At 70.9% G+C, this 16558-nt stretch carries 17 protein-coding genes and 1 tRNA gene; 9 read left to right on the forward strand and 9 right to left on the reverse strand.

All coding sequences use genetic code 11. The features are described 5' to 3' along the window. The first annotated feature begins 3 nt into the window (after positions 1 to 3). Both BT98_RS0107835 and BT98_RS0107840 read left to right on the forward strand, forming a co-directional pair. Positions 4 to 474 (forward strand): hypothetical protein, encoded by a 471-nt coding sequence (locus BT98_RS0107835; protein ID WP_019461761.1) that lies wholly within the window; start codon positions 4 to 6, stop codon positions 472 to 474. A 141-nt stretch (positions 475 to 615) separates the two neighbouring features. Then, complete coding sequence (locus BT98_RS0107840) at positions 616 to 1284, forward strand: cytochrome b/b6 domain-containing protein (RefSeq protein ID WP_019461762.1); 669 nt, start codon at positions 616 to 618, stop codon at positions 1282 to 1284. Between the two features lie 28 nt (positions 1285 to 1312). Here the strand turns inward: BT98_RS0107840 and BT98_RS26020 are convergent, their stop codons facing one another. Then, the gene (locus BT98_RS26020; RefSeq protein WP_019461763.1) at positions 1313 to 1747 is read right to left on the reverse strand and encodes a c-type cytochrome; all 435 of its coding nucleotides are present in this window, start codon (positions 1745 to 1747) and stop codon (positions 1313 to 1315) included. A 150-nt stretch (positions 1748 to 1897) separates the two neighbouring features. On the opposite strand from BT98_RS26020, the gene BT98_RS0107850 reads away from it, so the two are divergent. Both BT98_RS0107850 and BT98_RS0107855 read left to right on the forward strand, forming a co-directional pair. Then, positions 1898 to 1974, forward strand: a tRNA-Pro gene (locus BT98_RS0107850). A gap of 239 nt (positions 1975 to 2213) precedes the next feature. After that, positions 2214 to 2969: a TorF family putative porin gene (locus BT98_RS0107855; RefSeq protein WP_037250064.1), complete on the forward strand. Its 756-nt coding sequence runs from the start codon at positions 2214 to 2216 to the stop codon at positions 2967 to 2969. 58 nt (positions 2970 to 3027) lie between these two features. Here BT98_RS0107855 and BT98_RS23635 read toward each other — a convergent pair whose 3' ends face one another. Continuing rightward, positions 3028 to 3222 (reverse strand): DUF2842 domain-containing protein, encoded by a 195-nt coding sequence (locus tag BT98_RS23635; RefSeq protein WP_019461765.1) that lies wholly within the window; start codon positions 3220 to 3222, stop codon positions 3028 to 3030. Between the two features lie 205 nt (positions 3223 to 3427). Here BT98_RS23635 and BT98_RS0107865 point away from each other — a divergent pair, with 205 nt between their 5' ends. Both BT98_RS0107865 and BT98_RS0107870 read left to right on the forward strand, forming a co-directional pair. Beyond that, entirely contained in the window at positions 3428 to 3943 is a 516-nt protein-coding gene (locus BT98_RS0107865) for an adenine phosphoribosyltransferase (RefSeq protein WP_026033311.1), read from the forward strand. Between the two features lie 23 nt (positions 3944 to 3966). Then, positions 3967 to 4980 carry a hypothetical protein gene (locus tag BT98_RS0107870; RefSeq protein ID WP_019461767.1) on the forward strand — a complete coding sequence of 338 codons (1014 nt, stop codon included), beginning with the start codon at positions 3967 to 3969 and terminating at the stop codon, positions 4978 to 4980. A 36-nt stretch (positions 4981 to 5016) separates the two neighbouring features. Here BT98_RS0107870 and BT98_RS0107875 read toward each other — a convergent pair whose 3' ends face one another. From BT98_RS0107875 to flgE, 7 genes are all read right to left on the reverse strand, one after another. Beyond that, positions 5017 to 5793, reverse strand: coding sequence for a DUF1217 domain-containing protein (locus tag BT98_RS0107875; RefSeq protein WP_019461768.1), 777 nt, complete (start codon positions 5791 to 5793; stop codon positions 5017 to 5019). A 4-nt stretch (positions 5794 to 5797) separates the two neighbouring features. Further along, positions 5798 to 6184, reverse strand: coding sequence for a flagellar biosynthesis regulator FlaF (locus tag BT98_RS0107880; RefSeq protein WP_019461769.1), 387 nt, complete (start codon positions 6182 to 6184; stop codon positions 5798 to 5800). 70 nt (positions 6185 to 6254) lie between these two features. Next, positions 6255 to 7439 (reverse strand): flagellin, encoded by a 1185-nt coding sequence (locus tag BT98_RS0107885; protein WP_019461770.1) that lies wholly within the window; start codon positions 7437 to 7439, stop codon positions 6255 to 6257. Between the two features lie 202 nt (positions 7440 to 7641). Beyond that, positions 7642 to 8103, reverse strand: a complete 462-nt coding sequence (locus BT98_RS0107890) for a flagellar biosynthesis repressor FlbT (protein WP_037250065.1) — start codon at positions 8101 to 8103, stop codon at positions 7642 to 7644. A gap of 201 nt (positions 8104 to 8304) precedes the next feature. Beyond that, positions 8305 to 9336, reverse strand: coding sequence for a flagellin (locus BT98_RS0107895; RefSeq protein ID WP_019461772.1), 1032 nt, complete (start codon positions 9334 to 9336; stop codon positions 8305 to 8307). After that, a complete protein-coding gene (flgK, locus tag BT98_RS0107900; protein ID WP_019461773.1) occupies positions 9336 to 10841 on the reverse strand; it encodes a flagellar hook-associated protein FlgK in 1506 nt (501 codons plus the stop codon). The genes BT98_RS0107895 and flgK overlap by 1 nt, the downstream gene beginning before the upstream one ends. Positions 10842 to 10887: 46 nt before the next feature. Further along, a complete protein-coding gene (gene flgE, locus BT98_RS0107905; protein ID WP_019461774.1) occupies positions 10888 to 12192 on the reverse strand; it encodes a flagellar hook protein FlgE in 1305 nt (434 codons plus the stop codon). Between the two features lie 1070 nt (positions 12193 to 13262). Here flgE and BT98_RS27165 point away from each other — a divergent pair. The 3 genes from BT98_RS27165 (at position 13263) to fliF (ending at position 16548) form a co-directional block, all read left to right on the forward strand. Further along, positions 13263 to 14003: a flagellar hook-length control protein FliK gene (locus BT98_RS27165; protein WP_019461775.1), complete on the forward strand. Its 741-nt coding sequence runs from the start codon at positions 13263 to 13265 to the stop codon at positions 14001 to 14003. 13 nt (positions 14004 to 14016) lie between these two features. Further along, entirely contained in the window at positions 14017 to 14667 is a 651-nt protein-coding gene (locus tag BT98_RS23645; RefSeq protein ID WP_019461776.1) for a flagellar hook assembly protein FlgD, read from the forward strand. Between the two features lie 243 nt (positions 14668 to 14910). Continuing rightward, the gene (gene fliF / locus BT98_RS0107920) at positions 14911 to 16548 is read left to right on the forward strand and encodes a flagellar basal-body MS-ring/collar protein FliF (RefSeq protein ID WP_237719384.1); all 1638 of its coding nucleotides are present in this window, start codon (positions 14911 to 14913) and stop codon (positions 16546 to 16548) included. Positions 16549 to 16558: the final 10 nt, after the last annotated feature.

A 16558-nucleotide genomic window follows, 5' to 3' on the forward strand; every position in this document is an offset into this window, starting at 1 on the left:
GGCATGCCGTCCCTTCCCTCCCCCGACCTCCTCGATCTCGGCCGCTACGCGATCTCCCGCGACGGCCGGATGCAGCCCGCCGCCGGGCGGCCGCCGCTCCGCTTCCACTTCCTGTGGCGTGGCCGGCCGGTCCATCTGCGGCTGACCGGGGGCGCCCTCGAATTCCTGGTGGAGGTGGGCGGCATCCCGTCCTCCGCCGAGGGGCGCGTCCGCCGGCAGGCCGTGTTCGCGCGGCTGGAACAGATGTCCGGCGAGATGCCGCCCGGGTGGGAGCTGCGCCTCGACCCCGCGCACCGGCTCTGGCTGCAGGCCTCGGCCGCCCCCGCCGCCCCGCCCGGCATGCTCACCGTGCTGACCGGGGTGGTGGATTTCGCCCTGGAGCTCGATGCGCGGCTGGAAGGCCTGGACATCCCCGCGCCCGCCGGCCGGGGCGGAGCCGGCCCTTCCGCGTCCACGGGCGAATCGAGGGCATAGGGCATCGTTCCCGTTCGGCTTCCTTCCGCCCGTGGCGACCCCCGTTCCGGTCCCGGGGCGGACGGTTCCCGTACGGATGGCCTTGCCTTGCCGTGCCGCGCCCGGATCATCTGTGCGGCAGCGGGACGGAGGAACGGGCGCATGGCGGATGGCCGGGTGGCGGTGAAGGTCTGGGACGGCTGGATACGCCTCGTCCACTGGGGAATCGTGGCGCTCTTCGCCTTCTCGTGGTGGTCCGCCTGGACCTATCGCATGGACTGGCACCTGCGCTCCGGCCTCGCCATGCTGGCACTGCTGCTCTTCCGCCTCGCCTGGGGCGTGCTGGGATCAGAGACCGCGCGCTTCACACGCTTCCTGCGCTCGCCCCTCGCCGCGCTGCGCCACCTGTCGCATCTGGGGCGGCGGGAAGCCGATATGGAGGTCGGCCACAACGCCGCCGGCGGCTGGATGGTGCTGGCGATGCTCCTGCTCCTGCTGGTGCAGGTGGGCACGGGGCTCATGGCCGATGACCAGGTCCTGACGCATGGACCGCTGGCGCCGCATGTCGCGCCGGAAACCAGCGACCTCGCGACCGCGATCCACGCCACGAATTTCTGGCTCATCCTCGTGTTGGCCGGCCTGCATGTGCTGGCCGTGTTCGCCTATGCCCTGCTGAAGGGGCAGGACCTCGTCCGGCCCATGGTCACCGGGGTGAAGCGCCTGCCCGCCGCCATGGCCGGCAGGGCGCCCCGTCTGGGCAGCCCCGCCCTGGGCGCCGTCCTCCTGGCCGCGGCGGCCGTGGCAGCCTGGTGGATCGGACGCCTGGGCTGAGGGCCGCTCGTCCCTGGGGAACGGCGCTTCAGCGGCCCCGGAAGTTGCGGTGGCAGCCGCCGCAGCCGGCTCCCATCTCCCGGAAGGCCTGGGCCGTGGCGGCCTTGTCGCCCGAGCCCGCGGCCTGTTCCAGCTTCCCGGACGCGGCGATGGCGTTGCGGGCCGCGGCCTCGAATCCGGCGCGGTCGGACCAGACCGCCGGCAGGGCCTTGGTGTCGCCGGTCGCCGAATCCGGCGGGAAAAGCCCGGGGATCACCTCCAGCAGCCCGTGAAGGGTCTTCGCCCTGGGTGCGATGGCGGCGATGTCGCCGGAATCGAGGGCGGCCTTCATGGCCTCCAACTCCCGCTGCATCGCCTTCATGTCGTTCTTGCGTTCAGCGATCGGTCCATCGGCCTGCGCGGACGCCATGGCCCCTCCCCATCCCGCCAGGACGACGCCCAGCAGCAGCGGCGCGATACGCATGTCTTGCTCGTCTCCGACTCGGAAATCCCATGGCGAGCCTATCGCGGGATCGGGGGTGCGGCTGCGGCGGCGCGCATAAACTTCGTCCCCCTCTCTTGCCCCCCCGGCGAAGCAGCGCTATGAGCCCCCTCGCCGCAGGGAAGTGGCCGTCGGAGCGTAGCTCAGCCTGGTAGAGCACTGTGTTCGGGACGCAGGGGCCGGAGGTTCGAATCCTCTCGCTCCGACCAATTCACTTCCTGATTTGTGGCCATCGCCAAATCGAGCGCACAGGGTTCAGAAAGCAGACTGAACACCGGCGCCGATTTCTGCGTTCGGAGGCCGGACGGCCCTGGTCATGGGGCACTCCCAGACCGATGCGGAAATTCCCCGAAGCTGCGCGTCATGGCCGGTGACCGGCCCCGGATATTTGCACAAGTCTTGCTTGGCCCACCCCCGCAACACGCGTTGCGAAAGGGGAACGGACTCGATGCGATTTCGCCTGCGTCATTTTCTGGCAACACTTGCCCTGTTCACGGGCATGATGGCGCACCACCCGGCCAGCGCCCAGATCGAACTGGGCCAGACGGGCCTCACCCTGACCCTGACCCCGACGGCCTCGACCGACTACACCTTCCGTGGCGTCAGCCAGACCCGCAACCGGCCGGCCATCCAGGGCCTGATCGATATCCAGCACACGAGCGGCTTCTATGTCGGGGCCTTCGCCTCGAACGTCTCGTTCAAGGGGCTGGATGCGCGGCAGGAGGTGGACATGCTGGGCGGCTACCGCTTCACCAGTGGCGGCCTGGCGCTGGATGGCGGCTTCGTCTGGTACAACTATCCCGGCTACAGCAGCCGCACCGGCGGTGGGCTCGACATGAGCTTCTTCGAGTTCGCCGCCAAGGCGTCCTACGAGATCGCGCCGGTGAAGGTGCTGGGCTCCTTCTACTACTCGCCGGATTTCCAGCTCGATGCCCGCAACGCCTACTACGTGGAAGGCGGGGTCGAGCTGAAGATGCCGCTGGATGTCACGCTGGCGGGCCGCTACGGCTATCAATGGATCGACAGGAACGTCAATTACGGCCTGCCCGATTTCGGGAACTGGTCGGTCGCCCTCTCCCGCTCCTTCTACGGCGCGCTGGTCACGGTCGGCTACTACGACACGGACGTGAAGAAGCGTGAATGCGGCGGCGGCCAGAAGATCTGCGACGCCCGGGCCATGGTGAGCCTCAGCTACACCTTCTGAAGAAGGGCGATCGCCATGATCAGGCACCCGGGCCCCGGTCATGGCGCTGCCGCCCGCGTTAACGGCGGCGCGCGGCCCAGCGCATCAGCCAGGCGGCGGGAAAGGCCCAGGCCAGCCCGGCCACCAGGTAGTAGAGCGCCTGCAGGAGCCAGTGCAGGCCCAGGACGTGATCGCCCAGCGCCACGGCGACGCCGACATAGAGGACGAAGCCGAGAAGCCCGGCGATCGTGGCGAAGGCCGCGCGCAGCGTCATGATGCACAGGCCAATGCCCCAGGGCGGGCCCGACCTCAAGGGCCGGCAGACAGGCCAGGCCCCCGCCCCGGCATGGGGGCCCCGCGCAAGAGCCGGTGACGGGGCACGAAATCCGGTCTAGCAACCGCCCAGAGCCGGAGGATAGCCTCCCCCACCCCGTGCGCAGGACAGGATCGCCGCCATGGACCAAGACACGTCCGACAATCTGGACCTGAAGCAGCATATCCGCGGCATCCCGGATTTTCCGAAGCCCGGCATCCTGTTCTACGACATCTCCACCCTGCTGCGGAACGGCCTGGCCTTCCGCACGGCGATCCACCGGCTGGGCCGGGCCATCCAGCCCTATGCGCCCACCATGCTGGCCGGGATCGAGAGCCGCGGCTTCCTGCTCGCCGCCCCGTTGGCCATGGAGCTCGGCCTGGGCTTCGTGATGCTGCGCAAGCGCGGCAAGCTGCCGGGCGAGACGGTCGGGCTCGACTACGCCCTCGAATACGGCACCGACCGGATCGAGATCCAGGCGGATGCCGTGCGCCCCGGCGACCGGGTGGTGATCCTGGACGACCTGCTCGCCACCGGCGGCACCATGTCCGCCGGCATCCAGCTCCTCCGCAAGGTCGGGGCCGAGGTTCCGGCGGCGGCCGCCATGGTCGAGCTGACCTTTCTCGGCGGCCGCGACCGGCTGGGCGTGCCCTGCGAAGTGCTCGTCAGCTACGACGTCTGACGCACGGCCGCGATGGAAGGGGCATGAGGGCGCCGGAACGGCTGGCGGCGGCGGGAGGGGCCAGGAGCGCCCCTTCCCTGACGCGGCGCGCGCTGCTGCCCGTGGCGGGCCTGCTGCTGCCGTCCGCCGCCCGGGCGGCGGCGCCCGGCGCCGCGACGATCCTGGTGCCCGGCCCGGAACAGGGGGCGCTCGCTCACTGGACCCAGCGGCTCTCGCAAAGGACCGGACGGGTCGGCCCCCTGGCCGCGCCGCCGCGCCTCGCCGTGGTGGGGGGCCCCGACGGCGTCACCGCCGCGAACCGCTTCGCCACCACGGACCCCGGCGACGGCCGCCTGCTGCTGACCCTGCCCGGGGCGGCCATGCTGGCGCATTTCTCCGGTTCCGAACGCGTCGGCTACGACCCGAGGAACTGGACGCCCCTCTGCCTGTCCTGGTCCGAGGCGCTGATCGCGGGACGCGGACCGCTGCCCGCGGGCCCAGGGCGGGCGCCGCTGCGCTTCGCCCTGCCAGCCCCCGACACGCCGGAAGGCGGCGCTGTCCTGGCCCTGGAATCCCTCGGCCTGCCGACCACGCCCATGCCGCTGGCCGCCAGCCTGCCGGGCGCGTCCGAACACGCCTTTGCCCAGGGGCAGGTCGATGCCCTGCTGCTGACCGGGCCGGACAGCGCCGCGCGCGCCGCGCGGGTCGGCGCCACGCCCTGGCTGGGCTTCGGCCTGCCTGCCCGGACCGTGCCGGATTACGCCACCCTGCCGGTGCCGCAGCCTGCACTGCAGCAGGCGACCCAGGCCGCCATCGGCGCCGGCAGGCTGAGCGCCGCACTGGTCCTTCCGGCCCTCACCTCCGCCGACATGGTCGCGGCCTGGCGGCAGGCGGCCCAACGCTGGCTCGACGCGGAGCAGAACCAGCCCGGCGCGCCCGGCATTCCGCTGGGCGGGGCGGAGGCCGCGCAGGTGATGTCGGGCCTGACACCGTCGGCGGAAGCCATCCTCGCCTGGCGCGACTGGCTGGCCCGGCGCCTGTCCTGGCACCCCAACTGAAGCGGTCCGGCCAGGGTTCCGCCGGAGCGCGGAGCTTCAGGCGAGAAGCGAGACCTTCCGCCCGGCCAGCGAGATCAGGTTCGAGGTGGCGTCGTTGCCGCTGTCGAAGAGGCTGAGCACCATGCTCACACTGCCGCTGGACTGGTCGCCTTCCTTCACCAGATAGCGCTGGATCATCTTCGCGACCTTCTTCGGGTCCTTCAGGTCGTCGAGGTCCACGCGCTTGGCCAGGATCGCCTTCTGCTTGTCGTAGTCCAGCAGGGCGAACTGCGAGGGCAGGGCATAGGCCCCCTTCACCACGGCGGTCAGCGCCGTATCGGCCATCAGCCCGGCGAGGCTGCTGACGGAGGAGGCCTGGCGCTGGAAGTACAGGGCCTCCCGGAGACCGGTATTGCCGTCGCCGGCATCCTTCTCGAAGCGGTTCTCCAGCGCCTTGTCGATGATGCTCCCGACCAGCTTGCTGTCGGCCAGGGGATTACCGTCCTGGCCGCCGAACTGCTTGTTGATCGCCCGCAGGCGCGGGTCGACCATCCGGTTGGCGTAGCTCTTCTTGCTGCCCGGGTCCTCGGTCAGCAGCTTCTTCACCACCGCCTTCTGGTCGATCAGGTCCTCCAGCTGATAGGCCTCCAGCACCATCTTCAGGCTGCGACGGTCCTTCATCAGGTCTTCGACCGAGGCGAACTTCTTCGCCGCCGCGCGCAGGCGGTCGGCATCGGCCGTCATGTCCTTGCGGGTCTCGAAGCGGGTCCGCAAGGTTTCCCCGTTCTTCTGGATCACCGCCCAGGCGGAAAGGCTGCCGATGCCGTCGAGCATGGCGTCAGACGCTCTCGGCCGCGAAGGCCTCGGCGCGCGGCGTGGGGATCACGGCCCTCTGGCCCTGTAGCCCTTCGATCATGTCGCGGTGCAGGCTCATCAGCGGCTCCAGGCTGGCGGCGTCATGCATGCGGGAGATGCTCTCGCGCTGCGCCCAGAGGCCCAGGGAGACCAGCCGGGCCTTCAAGGGGAGCGGCAGGGCGTTGCCCTCGCTCAGCAGGTCCGACAGCAGGATCGACCAGAGGCGGTGCGCCTTGTGCAGCGCCTTGATCCTCTCGATCCCCTGTTCCATGCCGGTGGCGAGCAGGGTGTTCACGTGCCGGAAGGCGGCGATCTCCGTATCGCGGGGGGAGACCATGGCGCTGGCGGCGGCGTAGCGGGCAATGCTCATGCGCGGAACCCGAATCCTTCAGGAGGCGAATGGGGGAGAGGGGGCGGCTGCTACGCCGCCCCCTCCGGTCTCAGCCGCGGAAGAGGCTGAGAAGGTTCTGGCTGCCCTGGTTGGCGATGGACAGGCTCTGCGTCGCCAGCTGCTGCTTGGTCTGCAGGCTGCTCAGCTGGGCGCTTTCCTCGGTCAGGTCGGCATCCACCAGCGCGCCGAGACCCTCCGTGAGGGAGTCGTTCAGCGAGGAGGTGAAGTCCTTCAGCCCATCGACCTGGTTGATCGCGGAGCCGATCTTGGAAAGGAAACCCGTCACCTTGGTGATCGCGGCATCCACCAGCTTCAGCGCCTGGGAATTGGCGGGGGAGTTGGTGGCGGTGACGGTGCCGGTCGTCGCGGTCGCCGTCACCGTGCCGTTGTTGACCACGAGGTTGCCGCTGCCGTCGATCGAGGCGGAAAGACCGGCGGACTGCATGGCGGTCGCCAGCTTCGAGACGACCGAGGTGCTGGAGTCGCCCGCGGTGACATTGACGGAGTTCAGCTCGGTATTGGCATTCGTGGCGGAGGTCAGGGTGCCATCGACCCCGGAGTCGTTCAGCTCGAACACGTAGTTCTTTGTCGAGCCGTCCGCCTGGTTCACCGCCACCGAGAAGACATCGGCATCGCTCGCGGTGTAGTCGCCGCTGAAGGCCAGCGTGCTGCCGTTCTGCGCCGTGAAGCCGGTCACCGCGCCGCCCGCCCCGGTCTGCAGCAGCGAGCCGAGGCCGAGGCCCGTGCCGGTGGAGGTGCGCAGGTCGCCGCCCGCCGTGTTCAGGATCGTGCCGGAGGTGTCGCTGACGACCTTCAGGCTGCCCGAGTTGTTGAGCAGGTTCACGCCGTTATAGGTGGCCGAGGCGGCGAAGTTGTCGATGTTGTCCATGATCGCCTTGGCCTGCTGGGCCAGGGTCGCCTGGTCGATGCCCGACTGGCCGACCTGCGACACGCTGGAGCGCAGGGTGTTCAGCTGGTCGCTGATCTTGGTGGCGGCACTCTGCGCCACGCCCAGCGCCGCCGAGCCGAAGGAGAGGTTGTCGCTCACCTTGCTCATGGAGCTCAGGTCGCCGCGCATCTTCTGGGCGATGGAGAAGATCGCCGAGTTGTCGCTGGCCTGGCCCACCTTCAGGCCGCTCTCCACCCGCGACTGCGTGCTGGAGAGGTCCTTGCTGATGGTGTTCAGCGCCCGGACGGCGGCCATCGCGGAGGAGTTGGTGTTGATCGAAGCCATAGTGCTTCTCCTGCGTCACTCATGTCGGCGGATGGCCTGGGCCTCTTGCCTGCATCCGCCGGGAAGCCGGCGCTCCTGCCGTCTCCCGGTCACGTCGTCGGCGCCGCACTGCGCTCCGTGACGAAGGGCATGTTGCCCGGAAAGCCTGAAGACACCGTTAAGTGGAGCAGCGATTCCCTGCCCCGCCACACGAATTTCCCGCTCAGCCGGCCGCGGCGGCGCCGAGGCCGAGGCTGGGGCCGGCGCCCGGCACCGGCAGCCCGGTCGCCATGTCCAGGCCCAGAACGGCGGCCTCGTGCGACATGACGCGCCGCACGATCTTCAGCGCGGTGTACCAGTCATCCGCCGCGGCCAGCACCATGGCGCGGTCCAGCATCGCGCGGACGGTCTCGGAGGTCGTCGCCTCCTGGAACTGCTGCACCAGATCGTGCGCCTCGGCGAAGGCGGCCTCGCGCATCTCCTCCAGCCCGACATAGGCGGTCTGGAGCGCGAAGTAGATGCGGCGGGCCGGCGTGTTCGCCAGCTCCGGCGCCATCACCTGCTTGCCGAACAGGAAGCGCGCCCGCACGGGCAGCTCGATGCGCGTGCGGTTGCGGAAACGGATGGATGCCCCGTTCACCACCATCAGGTCGCCCTGACGGAGTTCGAGGACCAATGTCGACATATGGCTTCTCCCAACAGGAGGAAGCTGGCGGGAAGCAGCGGCCGGGCGCCGCGCCCGGTCACGCTTTTCGATACGCTGCCAGCCCAACTGCAATTTTTGCACCCGAATCTGCCGCGCCAGGCCCGGGGCCTTCTGGCGTCTTGGGGCCCATCAGACAGGAAAGCGCTTAACAATCCCCTTCGGAACGGCCACGAACCCGCCTCAGCCCAGGAACTTGGTCAGGCTCAGCCCGGAGACCAGGGACAGCACCTTCCAGGATGCCTCCAGCTGCGTCTGGGCGCTTTGCAGGGTGGCGAGGGTGGCCTCGAAATCCACCTCCTCCAGCCCGGAAAGCTGCGTCTTCAGCGCATCCGTGGCCTCGCTGTGGCTGCTCAGCGCGGCCGTGATCGCGTTCTGCGCCAGCCCGACCCGGGAGGCATCGCGGGTGATGTCCGTCCCCACGGATTCGAGGTTTCCGGTGACCTTCTGCACCAGGGCGTCGAACTTCGCGGAGGACTGCTGCCCGTCGGTGAGCGAGGCCAGGATCGCGAGGTTGCCCATCAGCGCCCCCGCCCAGCCCGATGCCCCTACGCTGCCGGCGGGCACGCCATAGGCGATGGTGCGGCCATCGGCGCCCGCCACGCTGCGCATGGCGGAGGAAGGGGCTGATTGCAGATAGGCCGAGAAGGGCGAATCCGTGGCCACCGCCTGCATGGCCTGCGACAGCACGGCCGTCGCATCGCTGCCGCTCAGCCCGGCCACGGCGCTGGCCACGCCGGACATCATGCCGGAACCGGCGATGCCGGATGCATCCGTGACGGCGGGATTGGCGGAATCCGCGCCGCTGAACAGGTATTCCCCGGCATACTGGGTGTTGAGCAGGGTCGCCACCTGCTGCATCGCCGCCTTCGCCGCGACGGCGACATCCGACGCCCGGGTCGCGCTGGTGCTGTTCAGCGTCAGCGCCGTGGCGCGGAATTCCGAGGCGATGTCGCCGAGTTGCGTCAGCGCCTGCTGCGACGCACTGGCACGGCCGGATGCCTGGTTCAGCGCCCCGGTATAGGCCGCGCGGCGGGCGATCTCGCCGCGCAGGCTGATGGCCTGCCGCGCCTGGGGCGCCTCGTCGCCATAGAGGCTGGCGACGCGCCCGCTGCCCGACTGGCGCGAAAGCAGGTCCACGCGGTCCCGCTGCGCCAGGGACTGCATCAGGATGCGCGAAAGGGTGCCGGTGGCGCCGGTTGCCGTCGCCGTCATCACCGCACCGCCGCGAAAAGATCGTCGTACATGGATCGCACGGCGCTCAGCATCCGCGCATTGGCCGCGTAGGCACTTTGCAGGCTCACCATCACCCCGGTCTCCGTATCGATATCCACGCCCGAAGCATCGTCGTGGCGCTGTTGCAGGCCGGTGAGCATCGTGGTGGCGGATTCGGCATCCGCGCTCGCCGCCGCGCGCGCGCCGGTATGCCGCGCCACCAGCCGCGCCGCGTAGTCCTCCGCCGTGCCGGCACCGCTGAGGCTGGAAACCTGCTTTCCCGAAGGCCCCAGCCCCGTGGTCAGGAAGGGGGCCTGCGCCGATCCGCTGGCCAGCCGGCTGCCGAAGGCGTGGTCGAGCACTCGGTCGATGCCGTTCGTGTAGCTGGCCGTCCCGTCCGCGGGCATGGAGGCGTCGGTCCCGTCGCGGACCTTGGAGGCATCCGCCGAGACGGCGGCGGAAACCTTCATGGTCGCGGCGAATCCCATGATGCCGCCGACATAGCCCTGGGCCGGATCGGCCACTCCGCCACCGGCATCGGTGAACAGCGCCAGCCCTTGTCCGGAGAGCCGCGAGGCCAGCCCGGCCGCGGCGCTGTCCAGCTCCGCCTGCTGCAACGGCAGGACCTCGTCGCGCATGCTGATATTGGCGCCGAGGCTGCCGCCGGCGAGCTGCCCTGTGACATCCAGGCCGCCCATCATGATGCCCGGCAGGCTGCCGCTCGCGCCGCCCGCACCGGTGCCGTACCAGTCCTCCAGCCCGACGGTGGCGGAGGCCATGCTGAACGCGTCGGAATCCTTGTCGAGCGGCAGCACCAGCCCGTTGCCGGCCACCAGCGCCACCGTGCCATTGTCCTGCGGGATCGACTTCACCGAGACCACGCCGGCGATCCGGGCGATGGCGCTGTCGCGCTGGTCCTGGAGGTCCGCGGTGCTGAGGCCCTGCGCCTGGAGGCCCGCGATGCGGGTGTTCAGCCCGGCCACCTGGCGCAGGCTGGCGTTCAGCGTCGCCACATCCGTCACCGCACCGTCCTGCGCCGTCTGGCGCGCGGTCTGGATGGCGGCGGAGGTCTCGTTGTAGCGCTGCGCCACCGCCCCGGCGGCACTCACCACGACATCCTGCAGCGAGGCTTCGCCCGGGGCGGCGCGCAGCGACACGAAGGCGCTGCGAAGCTGCGCGGTGAGGTCGGCAACCGACTGGCCGCTTTCGGGGTCGCCCTGCACCTGCTCGATCGGCTGCAACAGGGCCTCGCGCACCTTGGCCGCCGCCTGGCTGGAGATGGCGCCGTTCATGCTGGCGGTCAGCGCGGCGTCGACGCTGCGCCGCGCCTCCTGGCCGCGCACGCCGGAGGCGAGGTCCTCCACCGCCAGCGCGCTGCCGTCCACCGTCTTGCGGGTATAGCCCTCCGTCGCGGCGTTGCTGATGTTCGACGCGGTCTGGGAAACCTGCCGCTGCACCAGCGCCAGGCCGCTCTGGGCGATCGACAGGGCGAGATTCAGGCTCATGGGTTCGGCGCCGTTCCGGATGGGGTTTCGGGAGGTCGGTCCGCGCTCAGCGGGCCATGTTCAGCGTGTCCTGCAGCATCTCGTCCGTCTTGGTGACGATCTTCGTGTTGGCGCTGTAGGCCCGCTGGGCGAGGATCATCTTCGAGAATTCGGAGGCGATATCCACGTTGGACTGCTCCAGCGCCTTGGTGACGAGGCTGCCGGCACCGCTGCTGTTGGGGTCGGAGGCGCGGGCGTCGCCACTGGCCGGGGTGCGCAGATAGGCCTGCCCGTTGACGGACTGGAGCTTGTCCGGGTCGGAGAAGGTCACGACCGGCAGGCGCGCGATCATCTTGGACTCGCCATTGTCGTAGTTCAGCGAGACATCGCCGGATTCGTTGATCGAGACGGAGGAGAAGGAGCCGGGCGGCATGCCGTCCTGCGACAGGTCGCGCACGCTGTATTCCGTGCCGGTGAACTGCGTCATGCCGTCGGAGCGCTGGAAGCTGCCCATGTTGAGCTGGATCGCCTGTGCCCCCTGGCCGAAGTTGATGCCGCCCAGCGACACGCTGGCGGCCTCCCCGGCCGCGCCGCTGTTGCCAGACAGGCTGCCCGTCGCGTCGCTGAAGCTCGACAGCTTGCCGTCGGTGAAGTTCAGCGTGATGCTGCCGAGGTTGGCGCTGCCGGCCGTGCCGCCCGGGTTGGTGGCCGCCATGCTCCAGCTGCTGCCGCTGGTCTTGGTGAAGGCGACGGCCAGGCTGTGCTGCGTGCCGAGCCTGTCATAGACCTGGAACTGGGTGTTCACCACCTCGCCGGTCTCGGCATCGTTGGGCAGGTTGGCCGAGAGCGAGATGCCGCTCGTCGCCACCGGGTCGAAGACGCCCTGGTCCACCCGGATCGGCGAGATCTCGGTGCGGTTCACCGCGCCGCTGCCGTCCACGCTCCAGCCGTTCAGGTAGTAACCCTGGCCGTTCACCAGATAGCCCTGCTTGTTGAGGCTGAAATCGCCGGCGCGGGTGTAGAAGGAGCGCGGATCGAAGCTCATGTTGTCGGCGGCGGTGCCGCTGATCGGCGAGGAGACCGAGAAGAACCCCTGCCCGGAGACGGCGAGGTCCAGGGCGTTGTCGGTCTGCTGGATCGAGCCCTGCACGCCGTTGGTGGCGCTGCCGCTCGCGATCACGGTGCTGGAGCTGATCGGCACGCCCGAGGCGGTGGGCACGCTCGTCGCCGTCACATAGTCCGAGAAGCTCGTATCCACGCGCTTGTAGCCGGTGGTCTGGCTGTTCGCGATGTTGTTGGCGACGTTGCTCAGCGCGCTGGATTGCGCGCTCAGCCCGCTGATGGCGGTGAACATGGATCCGTAGAGCGACATCGGGCGCTTTCCCCTGGCGGATGAACTGCGTGCCGCCCACCGCAATGCCCGTGCCAGCCCTGGCGGCCCCGGATCGCGGCCATCCCTGCCCCCGCCCGGCAAAGCCTGCCGGGTTTCCACCTCCGCCACGGCATCTCCTGCCGCCTGCCCGGGCCGGAGGGCTGGCAGGCCGCTTGCGTACAGGTGGCCGGGACCCGAAGGACCTTGCCGACGTGCTCAGCGCCCTGCCTGCCGCCATCACGAGAGACACCGCCGCCGGGGAGCGTGGCGGGGCCCGTGCCGCGGCGGGCGTGGAGGGCTTCGCCACGGTGCTGGGCCGCGTCGCGGAGGCACAGGCACCCGAGGGGCAATCCGTGGCCTCGCAGGGCCAGGCCGGAGCGAGGGGCGATGCCTCCGCGCTGCCCATCCCGGGCGTGGCGGCCCAGGCTCTTCCCGGCGCGCCCGGGGCGGTGCCGGGCGGCGCCCCCGTCCTCCCTGATTCCGTGTCGGGACAGGGCCTCCGGAAGCCCGGCCCCGGCCCCGGCCTCGCCGCGGGAGCGCCGGGAACAGCGTCCCCGTCAGCCCCGGCCGTGCCGTCCGGCGATGGCGCCAGGGACACCCCGGCCGATGCCACGGGTGGCGCGCCCCCGGGTCAGGATCGCCCTGCTCCGCCGGCAGCGGCCGAAGGTGCGGCCCGTCCCGCACCGTCCGAGGCAGGGGAAGCCGTCACGGCAGAGGAAACCGCCCAGCCCTCTGGCGGCGCCCCGGCCGGGCAGGCATCCCCTTTCACGAAGGCCGACACGGAACCCCGCCCGGCCAGGGACGGCATTTCCCAGGCCGGAATCCTGGATGCCATGCCTGCGGCCACGGCCACGGTCTCGCCCACGGCGATGGCACCGGCCGCAACCGCTATGGTCCCTCTGGCGCCGCCCCCGGCCGGCACTGTGGCGACAGGCCCCGAGGCCGGGCCTTCCCAGGCCCCCCGGCAAGCCGCCGGCGCGGCATCGCGTCCCATCGGCGCCGCGGGTCCGGCACCGGCCGGAAAGGCTCCTCTTTCCGCCTCCCCGGATCGGGCCACCCCCAACCGGGCCGTGGCGGAAACGGAGAGTGCGGGGGACCAGGACGCCGCAATCCGGGACATCCCCCCGCACCCGGGGGATGCGCCGGCCGAGGCCGGCGGCGACAAGGCCTCCGCCTCGCGTCCCGCGGCGGTGGCGCTGACCGTCGCTCCGGGATCGTCCGCCGCCCCGGCCACCACCGATATCGCCACCAACACGGGCCCGGCCATGTCGGCCAGCCTGTCCGCCACGGAGACGCCCGGTCCATCCTCCTCTGCCCTGTCCCCTGCCCTGCCCCCTAGCCCGTCCCCTGCCTCGCCGCAGCCGGCGGGGCAGGCCAGCGCAGCACGCCCCCTGCCCCCGCCGCCCGCCGGCCAGATCGCCCCGGTCGTGGTCGGCCTCGGCCTGGGCACAGGGGCGGAAGGGCGGGTGGAGGTGGTGCTGGAACCGGCGGAGCTCGGCCGCGTGGCGATCCGCCTCGAACGCGACAGCGGCAGGGCCAGGCTCCATGTGCAGGCGGAACGGCCGGAAACCCTGGCTCTGCTGCAACGCGATGGCGCGGAGCTGAACCGTGCCCTGTCGCAGGCCGGCCTCGCTCCGGAAGGCGGGCTGAGCATGAGCTTCTCGCTGTCCGGCGGCGATTCCGGCGGCGGCACGCGCCGCGACGGCGCATCCGGCCCGCCCATGCCCACCCTCGCCGCCACGGCCGCCGGCGCCGGCATCCCGGCCACGGCGCGGCTCGCCGCCCGCGGCCTCCTCGACATCGCCATCTGAAAGGACCAGCGCCATGACCACGGTCAGCGGCACCACCTCGGCCAGCAGCTCTGTCTCCTCCTCGGCCAGCAGCGCGCTGTCGGAGAACTACACAAACTTCCTCACCCTGCTGACGACGCAGCTGAAGAACCAGTCGCCCGACGATCCGATGGACACCAACGAGATGACCTCGCAGCTCGTGCAGTTCTCCTCGGTCGAGCAGCAGATCGCCATGAACAAGAACCTGGAGACGCTGATCTCGCTGCAGCAGACCTCGCAGCTCGCGGCGACACAGGTGCTGGGCCGCACCATCGAGGTGGAAAGCAGCCAGCTCGCGCTGCAGGACGGCGCGGCGCAGGCGAAGCTGCCGGCCGCCGGATCGGCGACGACGGCCCATGTGGCCGTGCAGAACGGCAGTGGCGCCACCCTCTACGAGGAAGACGTGAAGCTCGGCCGCGACAGCACGGTCTGGAACTGGGACGGCAGGACCGGCGGCGGCACCCAGCTCGCCGACGGTGCCTATACGCTGAAGGTCACCGGCACCGATTCCGCCGGGAACGCCAACGATCTCGGCTTCACGGTCCTCGCCCGCGCGACCTCGGTGGAACGCGACGGCACCTCGATGACCCTGCTGGCCGGAAAGGCGTCCTACGACTTCAACGACATCCGCTCCATCACCAACTAGCGCGCCACCGCTCCCGGCCGGGTGGAGGCGTCCCCGCGAAAACAGGACCGGTACGGCTGAGTCGGGCCGGCGCCGAGGCAGCCGCCCCGGTGCCGGTCGCGCGGCCGGCACGATTTCCTCCCGCACCGCCGCACGGGAAACCGCCCATTAACCTGCCCCCGGCAAAACTTGCCCCGCTGGCCCAAGGCTGGAGCGGAGACAGGCGATGCACGGGTTGCGGGACGGATGGAAGGACAGGCCGGGGTGCTGAGCCAGGCTCTGGCGCAGTTCCGCGCCCTCGGCCCCCGGCAGCTGGCCGCGCTGGCAGGCGTCGCGCTGCTGCTGCTGGGAAGCATCGCCTTTCTGGCCCTGCGCGCCGGCAGCCCGCCGATGGCGCTGCTCTATGCCGATCTCGACCCGCGCGATGCGGGCGCGGTGGTGCAGTCGCTGGACAAGCAGCGCATCCCCTACCAGCTCGGCGCGGGCGGCAGCACCGTGATGGTGCCGGAGGAGATGGTGCCGAAGCTGCGCCTCGCTCTGGCGCGGGAAGGACTGCCCGCCGGCGGCAATGTCGGCTGGGAGATCTTCGACCGGGGCGAGAGCCTGACCACCACCCCCTTCCAGCAGGACATGAACCGCATCCGTGCGCTGGAAGGCGAGCTGGCGCGGACCATCCGCGGCCTATCCGGCGTGCGCAACGCCCGCGTCCACCTCGTCCTGCCGCAGCGCGAGGCCTTTTCCCGACGCACCAACGAGGCCCAGGCCAGCGTGGTGCTGAGCATGCTGGGCTCGCAGCGGCTGGACAGGGAAGGCGTGCAGGCGGTGCTGCACCTCGTGGCGACCGCCGTGCCGGGGCTGAAGCTGTCCGCGGTCTCCATCATCGACAGCCGGGGCGAACTGCTGGCCCGGGGCGGCGAGGCGCTGACCGGCCCGGCCGCCGCCAGCACGCAGGAGGAGATGCGGCACGCGCAGGAGCTTCGCATCGCCCGGGGTGTCGAGGAGCTGCTGGAGCGCACGCTGGGCGCCGGCAAGGTCCGCGCCGAGGCCACGGTGGAGCTCGACTCCGAGCGTGTGCAGACCACCGAGGAACGCTACGACCCCGACAACCAGGTGGCGCGCTCCACCCAGAGCACGCAGGAACAGTCGCGCAGCGGCGAGGGCGGGAACAACAGCGTCTCCGTCGCCAACCAGCTCCCCGGCGCGGAGGCCGCGGGCGGCAATGGCGACCGCTCGCAGGAGAGCCGCACCGAGGAGACCACCAACTACGAGATCGGCAAGACGGTCCGTTCCGCGCTGCGCGAGGGCCCGGTGCTCAAGCGGCTGTCCGTCGCCGTGCTGGTGGACGGCGTCTATGAGCCGCAGCCGGAGGGCGCGCCGAAGTTCCGCGAGCGCACGCCGGAGGAGCTGCAGCGCCTGACGGCCCTGGTGCGCGGCGCGGTCGGCGCCGACGAGCGGCGCGGCGACCGGGTGGAACTCGTCTCCATGCGCTTCGCCGCCTCGGAGGCCGAGATGCCGCAGGCTGCCGGCGGCTTCCTGAACCTGTCCCCGGCCCTCGCCGCGCGGCTGATCGAGAGCGGCGTCTATGCCCTGATCGTGCTGCTGGCGCTGCTGCTGGTGGCCCGCCCCCTGGTCCGGCGCATCACCGTCCTGCCCGCGGCCACCGCTGCGCTCCCTGCGGCTGGCGCGGCGGCGGCGGCGGTGGCGCTGGACGCACCGGAAGGCCGGCCCGCCCTGCCCCCGGCGGAAGGCGATGGCGGGGAGGCGATGATCAGCCTGACGCAGGTGGACGGGCAGATCCGCGCCTCCAGCATCAGCAGGCTGGGAGAGCTGGTGGACACCTATCCGGATGAGACCCTTGCCCTGGTGCGCCGCTGGCTGGCGCCCGCCGAAGTGGAAGGCTGAGCAGGAGCAT

Source organism: Roseomonas mucosa ATCC BAA-692 (assembly GCF_000622225.1).
GTDB classification, from domain to species: domain Bacteria; phylum Pseudomonadota; class Alphaproteobacteria; order Acetobacterales; family Acetobacteraceae; genus Roseomonas; species Roseomonas mucosa.

What these genes read in the sequence shown, in the direction of transcription:
- BT98_RS0107885 (WP_019461770.1), bottom strand. Translation starts at nt 7,439, where the DNA reads ATGGCTTCGATCAACACCAACTCCTCCGCGATGGCCGCCGTCCGGGCG.
- BT98_RS0107895 (WP_019461772.1), bottom strand. Translation starts at nt 9,336, where the DNA reads ATGACGGCGACGGCAACCGGCGCCACCGGCACCCTTTCGCGCATCCTG.
- BT98_RS0107880 (WP_019461769.1), bottom strand. Translation starts at nt 6,184, where the DNA reads ATGAGCATTGCCCGCTACGCCGCCGCCAGCGCCATGGTCTCCCCCCGC.
- flgK (WP_019461773.1), bottom strand. Translation starts at nt 10,841, where the DNA reads ATGAGCCTGAATCTCGCCCTGTCGATCGCCCAGAGCGGCCTGGCGCTG.
- BT98_RS0107870 (WP_019461767.1), top strand. Translation starts at nt 3,967, where the DNA reads ATGAGGGCGCCGGAACGGCTGGCGGCGGCGGGAGGGGCCAGGAGCGCC.
- BT98_RS23645 (WP_019461776.1), top strand. Translation starts at nt 14,017, where the DNA reads ATGACCACGGTCAGCGGCACCACCTCGGCCAGCAGCTCTGTCTCCTCC.
- BT98_RS26020 (WP_019461763.1), bottom strand. Translation starts at nt 1,747, where the DNA reads ATGCGTATCGCGCCGCTGCTGCTGGGCGTCGTCCTGGCGGGATGGGGA.
- flgE (WP_019461774.1), bottom strand. Translation starts at nt 12,192, where the DNA reads ATGTCGCTCTACGGATCCATGTTCACCGCCATCAGCGGGCTGAGCGCG.
- BT98_RS0107840 (WP_019461762.1), top strand. Translation starts at nt 616, where the DNA reads ATGGCGGATGGCCGGGTGGCGGTGAAGGTCTGGGACGGCTGGATACGC.
- BT98_RS0107890 (WP_037250065.1), bottom strand. Translation starts at nt 8,103, where the DNA reads ATGTCGACATTGGTCCTCGAACTCCGTCAGGGCGACCTGATGGTGGTG.
- BT98_RS0107855 (WP_037250064.1), top strand. Translation starts at nt 2,214, where the DNA reads ATGCGATTTCGCCTGCGTCATTTTCTGGCAACACTTGCCCTGTTCACG.
- BT98_RS0107835 (WP_019461761.1), top strand. Translation starts at nt 4, where the DNA reads ATGCCGTCCCTTCCCTCCCCCGACCTCCTCGATCTCGGCCGCTACGCG.
- BT98_RS0107875 (WP_019461768.1), bottom strand. Translation starts at nt 5,793, where the DNA reads ATGCTCGACGGCATCGGCAGCCTTTCCGCCTGGGCGGTGATCCAGAAG.
- BT98_RS23635 (WP_019461765.1), bottom strand. Translation starts at nt 3,222, where the DNA reads ATGACGCTGCGCGCGGCCTTCGCCACGATCGCCGGGCTTCTCGGCTTC.